This is a genomic window from Helicobacter marmotae (genome assembly GCF_003364255.1).
Taxonomy (GTDB): Bacteria; Campylobacterota; Campylobacteria; order Campylobacterales; family Helicobacteraceae; genus Helicobacter_C; species Helicobacter_C marmotae.
On the sequence record NZ_NXLR01000004.1, the window covers coordinates 61,389 to 77,687 of the forward strand.

General features: G+C 38.5%; 15 protein-coding genes. 9 read left to right on the top strand and 6 right to left on the bottom strand.

Annotated elements, in window-relative coordinates; translation table 11 throughout:
• Positions 1 to 22: 22 nt before the first annotated feature.
• Entirely contained in the window at positions 23 to 169 is a 147-nt protein-coding gene (locus tag CQA63_RS09715) for a hypothetical protein (protein WP_158655441.1), read from the bottom strand.
• Between the two features lie 32 nt (positions 170 to 201).
• On the opposite strand from CQA63_RS09715, the gene CQA63_RS03530 reads away from it, so the two are divergent.
• From CQA63_RS03530 to CQA63_RS03565, 8 genes are all read left to right on the top strand, one after another.
• Positions 202 to 5,067 (top strand): restriction endonuclease subunit S, encoded by a 4,866-nt coding sequence (locus CQA63_RS03530; protein WP_104699544.1) that lies wholly within the window; start codon positions 202 to 204, stop codon positions 5,065 to 5,067.
• Positions 5,068 to 5,180: 113 nt separating this feature from the next.
• A complete protein-coding gene (gene ureA / locus CQA63_RS03535; RefSeq protein ID WP_104699545.1) occupies positions 5,181 to 5,858 on the top strand; it encodes an urease subunit alpha in 678 nt (225 codons plus the stop codon).
• Between the two features lie 7 nt (positions 5,859 to 5,865).
• Positions 5,866 to 7,572 (top strand): urease subunit beta, encoded by a 1,707-nt coding sequence (ureB, locus tag CQA63_RS03540; RefSeq protein ID WP_104699546.1) that lies wholly within the window; start codon positions 5,866 to 5,868, stop codon positions 7,570 to 7,572.
• Between the two features lie 9 nt (positions 7,573 to 7,581).
• Positions 7,582 to 8,094 (top strand): AmiS/UreI family transporter, encoded by a 513-nt coding sequence (locus CQA63_RS03545; RefSeq protein ID WP_104699547.1) that lies wholly within the window; start codon positions 7,582 to 7,584, stop codon positions 8,092 to 8,094.
• Positions 8,091 to 8,609: an urease accessory protein UreE gene (locus CQA63_RS03550; protein ID WP_158655442.1), complete on the top strand. Its 519-nt coding sequence runs from the start codon at positions 8,091 to 8,093 to the stop codon at positions 8,607 to 8,609. Before CQA63_RS03545 ends, CQA63_RS03550 begins: the two co-directional genes overlap by 4 nt.
• Positions 8,606 to 9,268 carry an urease accessory protein UreF gene (locus CQA63_RS03555; protein ID WP_104699549.1) on the top strand — a complete coding sequence of 221 codons (663 nt, stop codon included), beginning with the start codon at positions 8,606 to 8,608 and terminating at the stop codon, positions 9,266 to 9,268. The genes CQA63_RS03550 and CQA63_RS03555 overlap by 4 nt, the downstream gene beginning before the upstream one ends.
• Before the next feature lie 9 nt (positions 9,269 to 9,277).
• Entirely contained in the window at positions 9,278 to 9,877 is a 600-nt protein-coding gene (ureG, locus tag CQA63_RS03560) for an urease accessory protein UreG (protein WP_104699550.1), read from the top strand.
• A gap of 15 nt (positions 9,878 to 9,892) precedes the next feature.
• On the top strand, positions 9,893 to 10,672 hold the full coding sequence (locus CQA63_RS03565; RefSeq protein ID WP_104699551.1) for an urease accessory protein UreD: 780 nt from the start codon (positions 9,893 to 9,895) through the stop codon (positions 10,670 to 10,672).
• Between the two features lie 167 nt (positions 10,673 to 10,839).
• Here CQA63_RS03565 and cysE read toward each other — a convergent pair whose 3' ends face one another.
• Positions 10,840 to 11,571 carry a serine O-acetyltransferase gene (cysE, locus tag CQA63_RS03570; RefSeq protein WP_104699603.1) on the bottom strand — a complete coding sequence of 244 codons (732 nt, stop codon included), beginning with the start codon at positions 11,569 to 11,571 and terminating at the stop codon, positions 10,840 to 10,842.
• A gap of 26 nt (positions 11,572 to 11,597) precedes the next feature.
• On the bottom strand, positions 11,598 to 13,448 hold the full coding sequence (speA, locus tag CQA63_RS03575; RefSeq protein WP_104699552.1) for a biosynthetic arginine decarboxylase: 1,851 nt from the start codon (positions 13,446 to 13,448) through the stop codon (positions 11,598 to 11,600).
• A 56-nt stretch (positions 13,449 to 13,504) separates the two neighbouring features.
• Here speA and ybeY point away from each other — a divergent pair, with 56 nt between their 5' ends.
• Positions 13,505 to 14,035, top strand: coding sequence for an rRNA maturation RNase YbeY (ybeY, locus tag CQA63_RS03580; protein WP_104699553.1), 531 nt, complete (start codon positions 13,505 to 13,507; stop codon positions 14,033 to 14,035).
• Positions 14,036 to 14,411: 376 nt separating this feature from the next.
• Here ybeY and CQA63_RS10360 read toward each other — a convergent pair whose 3' ends face one another.
• From CQA63_RS10360 to rimO, 3 genes are all read right to left on the bottom strand, one after another.
• Entirely contained in the window at positions 14,412 to 14,543 is a 132-nt protein-coding gene (locus CQA63_RS10360) for a hypothetical protein (protein ID WP_267891917.1), read from the bottom strand.
• Positions 14,543 to 14,827 carry a hypothetical protein gene (locus CQA63_RS09405; protein ID WP_147288717.1) on the bottom strand — a complete coding sequence of 95 codons (285 nt, stop codon included), beginning with the start codon at positions 14,825 to 14,827 and terminating at the stop codon, positions 14,543 to 14,545. Before CQA63_RS09405 ends, CQA63_RS10360 begins: the two co-directional genes overlap by 1 nt.
• A gap of 110 nt (positions 14,828 to 14,937) precedes the next feature.
• Positions 14,938 to 16,284, bottom strand: a complete 1,347-nt coding sequence (gene rimO, locus CQA63_RS03585; protein ID WP_104699554.1) for a 30S ribosomal protein S12 methylthiotransferase RimO — start codon at positions 16,282 to 16,284, stop codon at positions 14,938 to 14,940.
• Between the last annotated feature and the right edge of the window lie 15 nt (positions 16,285 to 16,299).

A 16,299-nucleotide genomic window follows, 5' to 3' on the forward strand; every position in this document is an offset into this window, starting at 1 on the left:
AATCACAAAAGATTAGGTTAAGTTAGCTAAACTTGCAAAACACATTCACACAAAGGGTAGAGATGATAGAGAGCAATAATCTCAAAGAGGTATTAAAAATTTTAGGCTTTAAGCCCAAAGATTCAGACACAATCCCACATTCATCTCCAGCATCTCCAGCCCAGCCCATAACTCAACCCAATAATACACAAGTTTTAAGCGATGAGCTCAACAGGGGGGGGGGCAGAACAAGACTTTATAGAGTTTATAAAGCATAATATTTTCATCAAATTTTTTAGCAAAGATACTTTCATAGAAGTAGATTTTAAAAGTGGGAGCATTGCTTATCCAAAAGATATGATAATAGAAAGCTCCACCACAAGCAATTTCTTGCAAAATGAAAATTTTGTCGTGCTTGAATGCGTTTGTTCCTTGCTTGAAAAGGGCTATTTGGCAAGTGATTTAGCCTTAGAAAAAACTTGGACTTTAGGGCATAGTGGCAAAAGTGGAAGAGCAGACATTACTATTTACAAAGAAAATGACAAAAAAGACAAAGAAGTGTATTGTATCATCGAATGCAAGTGTGCGGGCAAAGAATACGAGCAAGCCAAAAGAGATTTAGAAAACAACAGCTTGGGCAAACAGCTTTTTTCTTACGCAGCTCAAGCTAGAAGCGTGGAGTATCTAGCACTTTATGCGAGTGATTTAGAAAAAAATTGCATTAAAAGATATGAAACAACCTTGCGTTTTAAAGATGATAAAAACATCTTAGATTTAAGCAAGAAAGATGATAGTTTGCTCACTTTTGAAGCCGCAAGTGAGGCAAAAGACTTTTTCCGTGTTTGGGAAGAAACGTACAACAAACAAAGTTTTAGCGATATTTTATTTAGCTCAAAAGCTTATGAAATTGGCGTAAAACCGCTTTTAAAAAAAGATTTAAAGCCTTTCAACAAAGAAGATGGCATTAACATCAAATTCAAAGAAATCCTAAGGCACAACAACATCAGTGATAAAGAAAATGCTTTTAATAAACTCCTAAACCTCTTCCTTTGTAAATGTGTTGATGAGCAAAGCAAAAATGATAATGAAGAGCTAGATTTTCAATACAAAAGCTTTAGTGATGATTATTTTAGCCTTTATGAGCGTATTTTTAAGCTTTTCATTAAAGGAATGAATGAGTTTTTAAAAGAAGAGGTCTATAAAACCAAAGATAATTTCATCGCAAATGCCATAGCCTCCTACACAGGCAAAAATCGCAAAGTTTTACAAAAAGAGCTAGAAAAAGAGATTCAAAAAGCTACGCTTTTTTCTTCTAACGCCTTTTCTTTTAAAGAAACGCACAATGAAAACCTTTTCAATCAAAATGGCAAAATTCTCGTTGAAATCATACAGCTTTTTAGCCCTTATAAAATTTCTTATTCAAGCAAAGAGCAGTTTTTAGGTGAGCTTTTTGAGCAGTTTTTGAATGAGGGCTTTAAAGAAGATGAGGGGAGGTATTTTACGCCTATTCCTATTACTCGCTTTATTTGGAATGCCTTGCCTTTTGAGAATTTTATACAAAATTCAAAGCTTCCTAAAGTGATTGACTTTGCTTGTGGTTCAGGGCATTTTTTAACCGAAGGTGTGAGTGCCTTAAGCGAATACCTTAAAAACACGCTCGAACCTAAAGAAGATGAAGAAATTTCAAAATTTTTTTACGGCATTGATAAGGACAATCGCCTTACCCGCACCACTCAAGTAGCAATGCTTTTAAATGGTGCAAATAAGGCTAAGATTAGAGCCATTGACGGCTTAGAATACAATGCAGATTTTTACGGAGATAAGCAACAAGACTTTGACATTCTGGTTTCAAATCCGCCTTATTCTGTGAAAGATTTTAAGCAACATTTAAGTAGAAATATCCTCAAAGCCAAAGAGCCATTTAAGGAATTTAAAGTCCTAGAGCATATCAGCTTAAATTCTAAAGCCATAGAAAATGTATTTGTCGAGCGACTTACTCATTTATTAAAGCCAAATGCCCTAGCAGCTATCATTTTGCCTAGCTCCATACTCTCAAATACCGACCTAGCCACCATTACCACAAGAGAGATTTTACTTCAAAATTTTGCTATTGTGTCTATCGTTTCTTTTGGGAATCAAACCTTTGGCACAACGGGCACAAACACCATAGTTTTGTTTTTGAAAAGATTTAATGAGCCACCTATAAAAACCGAGCTTATAAAAGATAGCATAGAAGCAATTTTAAACGCTGAAAATTTACAAGATTTTGAAGATGAAGTGCTTTTTAAAGCGTATTTAAAAACCTTAAAACTAGATTTTAAGCTCTATGAAGACTTTTTAGCAGAAAATGAATCTTGCTTAGAAAATGAGTATTTTAAGGCTTATTATAAAGATTTTTTAGATTCTAGTGAGGCAAAGGCTCTAAATAATTCCAAAGCCTTTAAAGAGTCTAGCCAAGAAGAAAGGCAAAAACAGCTTTATCATAAATTTTTTAGCCAAGCTAAAGCAAAAGAAAGAGAAAAATTAAGTATCTTTGCTCTCACTTTCAAGCAAACTACCCTTATCATCAACGCCCCAAGCGAGAATGCTGAACAAAAAAGATTTTTAGGCTACACCATAAGCCAAGCCAAAAATAAAAGTAATGGTTTAGTAGAAACAAGCGGGCTTTTAAGCGATAAAAATAACCGCCAAGCCAAAGACAAACTCGCCTATGCTATAAAACTAAGTTTTAACAATGAAATGTTAGAAAATGAAGCCCTAAAACCTTATTTAGTATATGCTAAAACCTGCTCTTTGCTTAGCTTTGATTTGCCAAATTTCACAAAGGCAATTTCTTTAAATCCTAGTAATATCCTAAGCGGTGAAGCAAAAAATGTAAGCGAAAATCCTTTTGCAAATTGTAGATATGAGTTGGTGAGATTGGGGGAAATTCTAAAAAGTTTGGGCAAAGGGAAAAGACCTGCCTCTTTTGAAGATAAAAATGGAACAATCAATTTTTATAAATCTTCATTAGAAATTTATAAATGCAACGAATACGATTTTGACACTCAAGCTTTGATTATAGGCGATGGAGGCAGTGCAAATATACATTATGAGAATGGTAAATTTTCAAGTTCAGACCATACTTATATTTTTACAAAAGCAAATGATGAAATTTCTTTGCGTTATGTGTATTTTGTAATAAGAAATCATTTAGAGCTTTTAGAAGTTGGATTTAAAGGTATTGCATTAAAAAATATTGCGAAAAAATTTATAGAAAATGAAGTTAAAATTCCTAAACCGCCCTTAGAAATTCAAAAGCAAATTGTAGAAGAATGCGAGAGGCTAGAAGAAGCGCATAATACCATTGAAGCAAGCATAAAGCAGTATCAAAAGCTCATTAAAGCGATTTTAATCAAATGTAAAATTTGCCAAAATACCGATGAATTAGGTGAATTTGATAACATCGATGAGCTTATCAATGCCATTTTATTAAATTTACAAAATTTACAAGCAAGGCTTAATGAGAATTTTCTTTACCATTATGAAGACTTTGAGAGCGGAGAATCTTCTAACGAGTCACAAGCCAATCCGTTAGTCTGTCATCACGAACCCCTGCTAGGGGGTGAAGAATTGCTATTCAAATCACTAGTCGCCCACAGAGTTTCTTCACCCTCCATAAAAGCTGAAGCTGACAAACTTAGCGACCCGCACGAGGAAGCTATTTATCAACACAATGCTAAAAATCCCCCCTTGTCCTCCTTTGAAAAGAAGCAAATACAAAATCAAAATTTAGAAGAGTTAAAAAAGCTTTTAAAAACCTTGCCTATCCCTCCCACTGAAGGTTGGGAAAGCGTAAGAATTTCACAAATTGCAGAGGTTCAAAGTGGTGGAACTCCCAGCCGAAATATAGCAGAATATTGGAATGGAACTATAAATTGGATTAAATCTGAAGTTTGTCAAAATTGTTATGTTTATGAAAATCAAGTTGCAGAAAAAATTACTGAATTGGGATTAAAAAAATCATCGGCAAAAATATTAAAAAAGAATTCAGTATTGATTGCACTAGTTGGTGCAACTATTGGTAAGGTAGGTTATCTCACATTTGAAAGCACAACAAATCAAAATATTGCTGGTCTATATCCTTTAGATTTACAAATATTAAATACCAAATTTTTATATTTTGCTTGTGCTGGACTTTACCCAAGATTTAAAGAACTTGGGGATTTTTCTATGGCAAATTTAAGTTTTATAAAAAATCTTAAAATCCCCCTCCCGCCCTTAAACGCTCAAGAGCAAATTGTTTCTGTGATTGAAAATATAGAACATAAAATTTCAAAGATTGATAAAGAGCTTGAAATATTAGAAAATCAAAAAGCATTTATTCTTAATAAAAACTTAAATGCAGACAACGAGAGAGAGAGAGAGAGAGAGAGAGACGAGGCTAAGCTTAAATTAATCTTAAGTCAAATTGCCTTTTTACTTTCTCAAAAAGCTTTTTGGCAAAATGCTATCAGTTTAGCCTTACAAAAATGCGGGATAAAACAAGACTTTTTAACTTCCTTAAAACATCTTATCGCCTCTTTGCCCACTCCTCCCGCTGAAGGTTGGGAAGTAAAAAAACTCGGCGAAATTTTATCTTTAGAATACGGCAAAGCCTTACAAGAAAACAAGAGAATAAAAGGCGAATATCCTGTAATGGGTTCAAATGGAATTGTGGGTTATCATAATGAATATATTGCAAAATCTCCTTGCATTATTGTAGGACGCAAAGGTTCAGCAGGAAAAATAACATACGTAGAAAAAAACTGCTATCCTATTGATACAACTTTTTATGTAAAAACAAAAATTCAATACGATATGAAATTACTTTATTTTGTAATGTTGAATTTAAATTTAGAAAAAGAACAGATTGGAATTGGTGTGCCGGGAATAAATCGCAATCAAATTTATGCTCGACAAATCCCCCTCCCACCGCTTAAAGCCCAAAAGCAAATTATCTCCATAATAGAAACCATAGCACTTCAAACAAGCAGCTTAGAAACGCATTTACACAGCCTAGCACGTCAAAAGCAGCACTGCCTCAAAAGACATCTTTTCACAGAGTAAGAAGGAGCAAGAAGTTTTCTAACTATTAAGATTCTTAATTAATAATTAATAAAGCAAGGCTTTATATAAACTTGCTTTTACACCTCTAATTTATCATTTTACAAGGACTACGTATGCACCTAATGCCAAGAGAACAAGACAAACTTATACTTCATTATGCTGGGGCTTTAGCAAAGCAAAGAAAAGAGAGGGGCATAAAACTCAACTATATAGAATCTATAGCTTTAATCAGTATGGAAATTATGGAAAAAGCCCGAGAGGGAGAGAAAAGCGTAGCCGAGCTTATGAGCTATGGCAGGGAGATTCTCAAAGCAGATGATGTAATGGAGGGCGTAGCATATATGCTCCATGACGTGCAGGTAGAAGCCACCTTCCCCGATGGTACAAAGCTCGTTACTATCCATAACCCCATTGAAGAGCGCGGGGGAGTGAAACCCGGGGAGTATATCCTTAAAAATGAAGACATAATCCTCAATGCCAATAAACCATCCATAACCCTAGAAGTAAGCAATAAGGGAGATAGACCCATACAAGTAGGCTCGCATTTTCACTTTTTTGAAGTCAATAGAGATTTAGCATTTGATAGAGAGAAAGCCTTTGGCAGGCGCCTTGATATACCATCTGGCACTTCTGTGCGCTTCGAGCCCGGAGAGAGTAAAAGTATAGAGCTTATTGAATTTGGCGGGAAGAAAAAAATCTTTGGCTTCAATGACTTAACCAATGGAGAACTTACCCAAACCAAGCAAAATGCCCTTAAATGCGCAAAAGAAAAAGATTTTATAAACAAGTGAGGAAAGTATGAAAACAATCACAAGAGAAGCATATGCCTCTATGTATGGACCAACCACAGGCGATAAAATCCGCCTAGCAGATACGAATTTATTTGCAGAGATAGAAAAGGACTTTACACTCTATGGTGAGGAAGTCAAGTTTGGCGGGGGGAAAACAATCCGTGATGGCATGGCACAATGTGCAAGTGAGAAACCTTGCCTTGATGTGGTTATCACAAATGTAGTGATTATCGACTATAGCGGTATTTATAAGGCTGATATAGGCTTGAGGGGAAATAAAATCATCGGTATTGGCAAGGCGGGTAACCCTGATATACAAGATGGCATAAGTGAAAATATGACCATAGGGGCTAGCACTGAAGTAATCGCCGGAGAGGGGCTTATCTGCACTGCTGGAGGCATTGATACGCATATTCACTTTATCTCCCCTACGCAAATCCCAACTGCACTTTATAGCGGCGTTACTACGATGATAGGAGGAGGCGTAGGACCAAGCGCGGGAAGTAGTGCTACTACCTGCACACCCGGCAAATTTAATATAGAAGAAATGCTCAAAGCCGCAGAGGCTTATACGATGAATATTGGCTTTTTAGCTAAGGGCAATACCTCTAATGAGCAAGCCCTAAGAGAGCAAATAGAATCTGGAGCGGTGGGCTTTAAGATTCACGAAGATTGGGGCTCTACTCCTGCGGTTATTAACCACGCCCTAAATGTCGCAGAAGCGTATGATGTGCAAGTAGCCATACATACTGATACGCTTAATGAAAGTGGCTTTGTGCAAGATACGCTAGAGGCTATAGGTGGTAGGACGATACATACTTTCCACACAGAGGGCGCTGGAGGCGGGCACGCCCCGGATATTATTAAAGCTGCAGGATACCCAAATGTCTTGCCTGCTTCGACTAACCCGACATTGCCCTTTACTCAAAATACGATTGATGAGCATTTAGATATGCTTATGGTGTGCCATCATTTAGATAAAAATATCAAAGAAGATGTAGCCTTTGCTGATAGTAGGATTCGCCCTGAGAGTATAGCTGCAGAAGATACGCTCCATGATATGGGGGTGTTTTCTATCACAAGTTCAGATTCTCAAGCTATGGGGCGCGTGGGAGAGGTTATCATACGCACGTGGCAAATGGCAGATAAATGCAAAAATGAATTTGGAGCACTTAAAGAAGAGCGCGGGGAAAATGATAATTTTAGAATCAAAAGATACATAGCAAAATACACCATAAACCCCGCCATTGCCAGCGGTATAGCCGAATATGTAGGCTCTGTAGAAGTGGGCAAATTTGCAGACTTAGTCCTCTATAAGCCTGCGCTTTTTGGGGTAAAGCCTGAAATGATTATCAAAAATGGAATGATAGTTGGCGCAAAAATGGGAGATAGCAATGCCTCTATCCCCACACCTCAACCCATAGTATATAAAGAAATGTTTGGCGCACACGGAGGGGCAAAATATGACACAAGCATTACCTTTGTCTCACAAGCGGCGTTTAAGGCTAATATCAAAGAAAAACTAGGCTTGCATAAACTCATCTTACCTATCAAAAACTGCCGCAATATTGGCAAAAAGGATATGAAATATAATGATGTAGTAACCTCTATAGAAGTCAATCCCGAAACCTATGAAGTCAAAATTGATAATCAACTCATCACCTCTAAAAGTGTGAGTAAAGTGCCTCTTGCACAACTCTATCATTTATTTTAAAGGATATGTATGTTAGGACTTGTTTTATTGTATGTCGGGGCAGTGCTTATCAATAATGGTATCGCTCGTTTAATCAATATTGAGCCAAAAGCCACAGCGATTTTAAATCTCTTTGTGGCATTTCTCTCTATTAGCGTAAGTCTCATTATGGTGATATGTGCGAGCATAGGCTATGGGGGAGCAGATTCTTATTATGGGGCGGCTATGGGCTTGCTTTTTGGCTTTACGTATTTATTCATCGCTTGTAATTTACTCTTCAATTTAGACTTAAGGGCGTATGGCTACTATAGCCTCTTTGTAAGCATAAACACGATTCCAGCAAGTATCCTTAGCTATGGGGAGAGTTTGCAAGAGAAAGCATTTACTTGTATATGGCTTGCTTGGGGCGTGCTATGGTTTGTGGGCTTTATAGAATGCGCCCTTAAACGACAAATGAGATTTACTCCGCATTTAGCGATATTAGAGGGTATTTTCACAGCATTTATTCCTGCTTGGCTCTTCTTTTTAGGGTATTGGCATTGATATATGTTGAGCATATTTGTGGGAATATCACAGATTTCAATTTAAGAGATATTGAGCTTGATAGCATAGCCATAGAGTGGTTTGATACATATAAAAAAATCGCCCGATTCACTTCAAGCAAGGGAGAAGTGATAGCCCTCAAGCTCCCAACAAATGCAAGGGCTCTTAATAATGGTGATATACTCTCCTTACACAATAAAAGTGCGATTATAATCTCTATTATCCCATCTGCTGCTCTTTGTGTGAGTTTGCAAGAATATATGAGCATAGCTCTTTTTTGCTATGAAGTGGGGAATCTCCACGCACCATTATTTTACATACCCTCGCAAGGGGAGTTTTGCACGCCTTTTGAGCCCCCTGTGCAAAGAATGCTAGAGAGGTTAAAAATCCATTTTGCAATAAAAGATTGTATCTTAGAGCCTAAAGATAGAGTGCAGATAGCAAACCCTATCCTCAAAGAGCCAGAGCTTATAAAAAGCCCAGATTTTCAAATCCACCTTAGGCAAAAAGTATGAACTTCCTCCTTTTGCAAATTAATGATTCCCTCTTCCCCATAGGAAGTTACACGCATTCTTTTGGCTTAGAGAGCTATGTAGCCCAGCAGATACTCCAAAATCAACAAGACGCAAAAGCCTATCTTCACTCATATTTGCATACACAAATCTTATATACAGATTTGCTTTCCATTAAGCTTAGCTTTGAAGCAGAGGATATTGGCTCTATCCTCCACTATGAATCTCTCCTTTATGCTTCAATGGCTGCAACCCCATCACGTAAAGGTATGCAAAAAATAGGCACGCGATTTATAAAAACCATACAATCCCTCCCGCTAAAGCCCCATGCACTTTTTGAATCCTACCTCCACCAAAGTCTTTACTTTATGTATCCTATCAGCTATGCTACCTTTTGCAAGGCATATATAGGTGATTTTGAGAGTGCTCTTAAACACTATATGTATGCTCAAATTGCTAATGCCCTAACTAATTGTGTAAAACTTATCCCCCTAGCCCAAAGTGAGGGGCAAGCTATTTTATATGCTTTATGCGCGGAATTTGATGAGGTTTATGCGAAGTTACAAACCCTCACGCAAGAGGACTTTTGCTGCGCTTGGGCGTATAATGAAATTAAAGCCATGCAGCATGAATATCTCTACTCTAAACTCTATATGTCTTAAGGAGCAAATATGGTAAAAATCGGCGTATGCGGACCCGTAGGAAGCGGTAAAACAGCCCTTATAGAATCACTCACTCGCCTTATGAGCAAGCAGTATTCTATAGCAGTTATCACCAATGATATTTACACACAAGAAGATGCGCAGTTTTTAAGCAAAAACTCTGTTTTACCGCAAGAGAGAATCATCGGCGTAGAGACAGGAGGCTGCCCACATACGGCGATTAGAGAAGATGCCTCTATGAATCTTGAAGCCATAGAAGAGCTACAAAAAAGATTTTCCAACCTTGATATTATATTTATAGAAAGTGGCGGGGATAATCTCGCAAGTAGCTTTAGCCCAGAGTTAGCTGATTTTAGTATCTTTGTCATTGATGTAAGCGCAGGAGATAAAATCCCAAGAAAGGGAGGACCGGGCATTACTCGCTCTGATTTATTGCTGATTAATAAAATTGACTTAGCTCCGTATGTGGGGGCAAGCCTAGAAGTTATGCAAAGAGATTCTAAAATGATGCGCGGGGAGAGGAAGTTTCTTTTTACCAATATTGCTAAAAATGAGGGCATAAGTGAAGTTATTGATTGGATTAAAACTTATGCCCTCTTAGAGCAATAAAAGGCAAAAGTCATAATGAGCCATTTCCCCCAAGCAAGCACGCTTAAGCTTAGCACCAAAGTAGGCTTAAATGGCAAAAGCATTATCGATAAAATGCTTTTTACCCCACCTTTTAAAGTCATAAGCCCGCTTTTTCATAAACATTATAGTGAGATTATGCTCCTTTGCGTGAGTGCTGGGCTTTTAAAAGGCGATAGACAAGATATAAACCTCCATATAGGGGCAAAAAGCCAAATTCTCCTAAGCACTCAAAGTTATGAAAAAATACATGACACACAAAATGGGGCTGCCAAACGTGAAATGTACATCACTTTAGAAGAAAATGCCCTTTTAGAATACGCACCCCTGCCTTGCATTCCCTTTGCAAATGCTTGCTTTAGCAGTTGCACCAATATACACTTGCATGAGCATTCAAAGCTCTACTATAGTGAGATTCTATGTGCGGGGAGGGTAGAGAGAGGCGAGATATTTGCCTTTAGGGAGTTTCACTCCAAGCTTTTTATCTCTCTTAAAGGGCGGCTGATATTTTTTGAAAATACTCATCTTAACCCCCAAACTATGCCTTTAAGGAGTTTATGTGCCTTTAGGGAATACACGCATAGCCTAAGCTATGTGATTTTTGATAAAAACCTAGATAAAAAAGCACTTGAAGCAAAAGTACTATCAAGTCCTATCAATGTGGGCATTAGCTTTTGTGATGATGTGGTTGTGATTAAAGCCTTAGCAAAGCAAGCCCAAGCCCTCATTGAATTAAGAGATAGCCTAAGTGCTTTGAAAACATCTCCCAAGCTTTAATTAGCTCTTCACACATCGCTACACTAAAGATAGCAACGATGCTAAACCCTCAATATTAACTTGTCGCCTCCAGTGAATGGAGGCAAAGAATCTCTCTCTTTTTTAAATCTAGTGTTTCAGATAGAGATTCCTCACACTCTAAAAGCCAACACAAAAAGCAAGTATTACTATGTCGCCAATGTCTCCAAAAAGCTTGCATAGAGGGCATTCAGCTCTTCTAGCTCTTTAGCATGGCAGCATTCTGTACTACTCTCTAGAATCTGCAAACGTTTAAAGAGATATTCAAATAACGCCCTATCAATGTCAGGGAGCTTATTGACAGCATTTATATCTTGTGCGCGCCCTTTGAGGATTACACGTGCAGGGATTCCCACAGCAGTGCAGTCCTTTGGGACATCTTTAATCACAACAGAATTTGCCCCAATTTTTGCATTCGCCCCTACGCGTATATTCCCTAATATCTTCGCTCCTGCGCCTATGACCACGCCATCTTCAATGCTAGGGTGGCGCTTGACTTTATCAAGGCTAGTCCCGCCTAAGGTTACACCCTGATAAATGACTACATCATTGCCTACTTCTGCAGTCTCACCTATCACCACACCCGTAGCATGGTCAATAAAAACCCGCCTGCCAATGCGCGCTGCAGGGTGAATATCTACATTCGTAATAAAGCCTGTAAGCCCCATAATAATGCGTGCTATCACTTTAAAGCCGGCATTATGTATGGCATGAGCTAAACGATAATGCACTAAGGCTATAAGCCCGGGATAATTAAAAAACAATTCTATGCTTTTATTAATAGCTGGGTCTTTTTGCTTAATAACGCAAAAATCCTCTTTAATAATCTGCCATAATGAAGCCTTTTTTTCATCTTTGTTTTGTGCTTGGTTTTCTTGCACTTCAGTGGTATGTCGTTCCACTCTCTCTATTCTCCTTTAGTTGTAATCGTGCGTAAATAGCCATTTTCACTTAGCATCACATAAAGTCGCCCGAGCATTTTCTTTTTGCCCTCACTATCAAGGCTTTGATTATCCTCTATATGTTGTTTTAATCGGCGCTCTATGTCCTTTGTATCATAATCTAAATCATCAAGCACATCTAAAATGGTTTGTGCTTCAATCAAGCGCGATAATTCATAGCCTTTATTTAAGTCATCATCAAACTCCACGCTAAATTCTGTAGGGTGAGTGAAGAGATTATGGCGCATACCGAGCACCTCTTGATACGCTCCCACAAGGAAAAAGCCTAAAAAGTACTCCTCTTTTGTTACATCTACATCATGTAAAAAGAGCGGTTTATTAGCATTAAAGGCAATCTCTCCATCAGAATCACAAGTAATATCCCATAAACTCGCGCTTCGATTGGGGCGGCGATTTAGCCTATCAAGGGGCATAACGGGAAAATTCTGCGCTAAGCCCCAATAATCGGGCAAACTTTGAAAAAAGCTGCAATTAAGCAAATACCGCTCTTGAACTTGCTCTTGAATCTGCAAAATTTCATTGTGGTTTTTATGCTTTAGAAGCTTAATGACCTTTTTAATAATCAAATGCACCAGCACTTCGGTATTTGAGCGGTCTTGCAAATCAATATAGCCTAAATCAAAAAGCGTAAGAAGCGATTCCATATGATCAAGGCTATCATGCAAGTATTCAATGGCATTTTTCTCCACTACACTATTATAGAGGTCAAAAAGCTCTTCGATTAATGGCGGGTTTTGCTCTTTAAGTTTTAGGGCTTTTTCATCATATTCTTGGGAGAAAAGCTCTAAAACAGGGGCGATAAGCACTGCGTGGCTTGCAGCGATAAAGCGACCAGATTCTATAAAAATATCAGGCTCGGGCTCGTTTTTATTTTTCGCAATTTCACGTAAAGAAAACACCACATCACCACTAAATTCACTTAATGTATAGTTGCGATCATTAGCACCCTCATGTTGGGTATATTCTACTGCTAAGCCTCCGCCGATATTCACACATTGCAAATTGCTAGCCCCTTTTTTACGCAACTCCGCATAGATATTACCTGCTTCTCTAATAGCCCGCTTAAGGGGGGAAATATCGCTAATTTGACTCCCAATATGAAAGTGAATCATCGTAAATTTATGCAAAAGCTCCTCTTTTTTGAGCATATTAATCGCCTCTAAAAGTTCTGTGCTTGTGAGCCCAAACTTTGAGTTAATCCCTCCGCTCTTTGCCCAAAGCCCTATGCCTGTGCTATGGAGGCGGATTCTTAAGCCTATATTAGGATAAGGCTCGCCCATTTCTTTTGCCACCTCAATAATGGTTTCTAGCTCATTTAAGCCCTCAATAGTAAGCGTAATATCATGCCCCATATTTGCCGCGCTAAAGCCTAAGGAAATCATCTCCCTATCTTTAAAGCCATTAACCGTTATAGGGGCGTTTTCATTGGTATAAGCCATAGCCAAAATAAGCTCAGATTTACTCCCAGCTTCTAAACCATAGCATTTATCCTTACTTAACTCCACTAAGGGAAGGACGAAATTTGGCATTTGATTTACCTTGAGGGGGAAGACGGCTTTAAATTTACCTTGATAGGAATACTCTTTAATAGCGCCCTCAAAGGTAGCAAAAAGCTTATCAACTTGACTTTTAATCAAATGTGGGAAACGCAAGAGCAGAGGTCCCTTATAGCCCCTCTCTCTTGCATCTTGGACTATATCAATCAATGCGGGCTTATGTTTATAATTGACCTTGACTTTACCATCGATGATAATAAAGTCATTATTGCCCCAAAAGTTAATGCCATAATCTACCATACTCCACCTCGCCTCTCTAGCTAAAGGTGTGCATTATAACACTTTAAAAGTACTTTATGGCTATACTTAAAGCGATAAACTCTTTGATAACGGAGCGACTTTTGGACAAACATATACCCGCACTTGATATATCTAGCCCCATTGATTTGGACTTTTTAGAAGATGTTTTAAGGCATATCTATACTTTGGGTTTGCTTGCTTATAGGGTGCAAAATTGCGTTCTTGAAGTGATTGGCTTAGATAATGAGGGCATAAGGGAGTTAAATGCAAACTTTAGGGGCAAGGATATGCCCACTGATGTGCTAAGCTTCCCTCTAGTGTGTGATATGTATAGCACAGATTTAGCCCAAAATAGCGCGCCGATATGTCTAGGGAGCATTGTTATCAACTATGAAATGGCACAAGATGTGGCAAAGAGACTTCAACATAGCTTGAGAGATGAGCTTAGCTTGCTTTTTGTGCATGGGTTTTTGCATATATTGGGCTATGACCATGAGGTTGATAATGGCGAACAAAGGGCATTAGAGCAGAGCATTATAGAGAGTTTAGGTTTAGCCAAAAGCCTTATAGTGAGAGCAGAGGGGTAGTTTTGTATAATGCAGCCTCTATATGGAAGTTTGTTTGCTTGCAAATCAAATATGGCTATATAAGCAAAAATATTTGTCGCTCTAAAATCTCAAAAAGAGGTAAGAAAGTTTTTGAAATTACATTGATTTAATGTCTTGGTATGTGTGAAATCAATTCACACATACCGCCTAAAGATTGACTTATAGCTAAGCTACGCTTATCTATCAAGTCTTTTTCTAAGGGCTTTAAATTGTCGCCTGAAAGTGCCTGTGGCTAGGGGCATTTCTATTAATTTGATGTCTTGGTTTGCAAAAATAAATTTTGCAAACCACCTAAAGCGCCTTTCGGGGGGCACTATTTTTGACTTTTTACCTTTTTGGGTGATTTGGGTTTCTCCTACAAAAAGATAGTTAGTTTGTCATGTCTTAGGCTTTGAGCTGAAGAATCTCTACTTGGATTTCTAGTAGATTCCATCCCGTTGTCATTCTGAGCCTCCTTTAGGAGGCGAAGAATCTCTATTCGAATCACTAGTCGCCCACAGAGATTCTTCGCTTGATTCTCAAGCTCAGAATGACAATCAATCCAGCATTTACTAGTAATCTAAAAAGCAATTCTTCACCCCTTATTGGGGTCTTGGAATGACAAAGTAACTGCCTTTCTAGCGATTCTGTTAAAGAGTCTTTAGCGGATAAGAGAGATTCTTCGGTCAGGCGTTGCCCTCCCTCAGAATGACAAACTTGGAAAATTTCTGGTGTATCAAATAGCAATTCTTCACCTCCTAGCGGGGGTTTGTGATGAGAAATGAACAGCATCTACTAGCAATCCAAATAGAGTTTTTCGCTTGTTTCACAAACCAATACACTTCCAAAAGTTAGCTATTAACGCTCATGCGCTCAAAGTATAAGCCAAATCTCTTAAAGCCCTATAAAGCCCTTAAAACCTTGCCAAAGAGAAAGCCTTGCTTATATTGCGTGATGAGTGCGCGGTAATAGCCCTCTTTTAGCACAAGCATTTGCCCATTGTCATCGCAGATTTCACTATCATTTATGAGAATCTCCCCATCAATATCCCGCCCCCATAACTTCAGCCGTGCTTTGTAAAAATACTCACTTATCTCACTTTTACCCTCTAGGATTATATCTACTTGCTTGCCTATGAGGGCTTTATGAGAGGCTTTAAGCTGGGCTTTGATGATTTTATTAAGTGCGTTAATGCGTTTGTTGGTGATAGTGGAGCTTGGGCGATTGGGCATATTAAAAGCGGGGGTGTTTTCTTGCGGTGAATAGGCAAAGAGGTTGATTCTATCAAAGGCAAAAGATTCTATAAAATCATACAGCTCTCTAAAGTCCTCTTCCTCCTCGCCGGGGTGCCCGATGACAAAACTTGTGCGCACAAATGCCTCAGGCACTTCTCTCATTGCCTTTAAAAGCTCTATATGCGCTGCTTTGCTCGCTCCTCTTCTCATAAGTTTAAGCATATGCTCTGAAATATGCTGGATTGGCATATCAAAATAAGGCAAAAAGCTTGTAGAGTTGGCAATCGTTTCTATGAGTTTTAAAGAAGTGGAGCTCGGATAGAGATAGAAGATTCTGCAGCTTATATCAAGCTTTAGGCTATCAATACCTTTAATCAAAGCCACTAAGCCATCTTTTTGCCCTACATCACGCAAATATGAGCTACTATCTTGAGCGATAAAGCTAAAGTCCCTAAAGCCCTTCGCATAGAGATTCTCTAGCTCTTTAAGTGTGGAGCTTAATGTGCGCGAGTGGAGTTTGCCCTTAAAGGAGGGAATCGCACAAAAGCTACAAGACTGATTGCAACCTTCACTTAGCTTGATATAGGCATGAAAATGCGAGCCAATAACCACGCGCTCATCTTTTTCATCGCATAAAAATACCTTTTTAGAGTGTATGCCTCTCTTCTCTTCTAGCATGCTATCGATTTTGTCATAATCACTCACACCTGTGATAATATCAATCTCTGGTATCTCCCTTGCAAGCTCTTCTTTGTAACGCTCTGCCAGACAGCCACTGACTACGAGCATCGCTCCTTTTTTGCGATTTATTGAGGCATCAAAGATCGTTTGTATGCTTTCTTGCTTGGCAGATTCTATAAAACCGCAGGTATTAATAATAATCACATCTGCCTCATTGAGATTGGGGGTAAGGCGATAAGCTTTCAATCGTCCTAACATCACTTCAGAATCTACGAGGTTTTTAGTACAGCCTAAAGAAATAAGGTGGAGATGTTTCGCTTCTCTAAAACGCATGAGGGAAATCCTTTG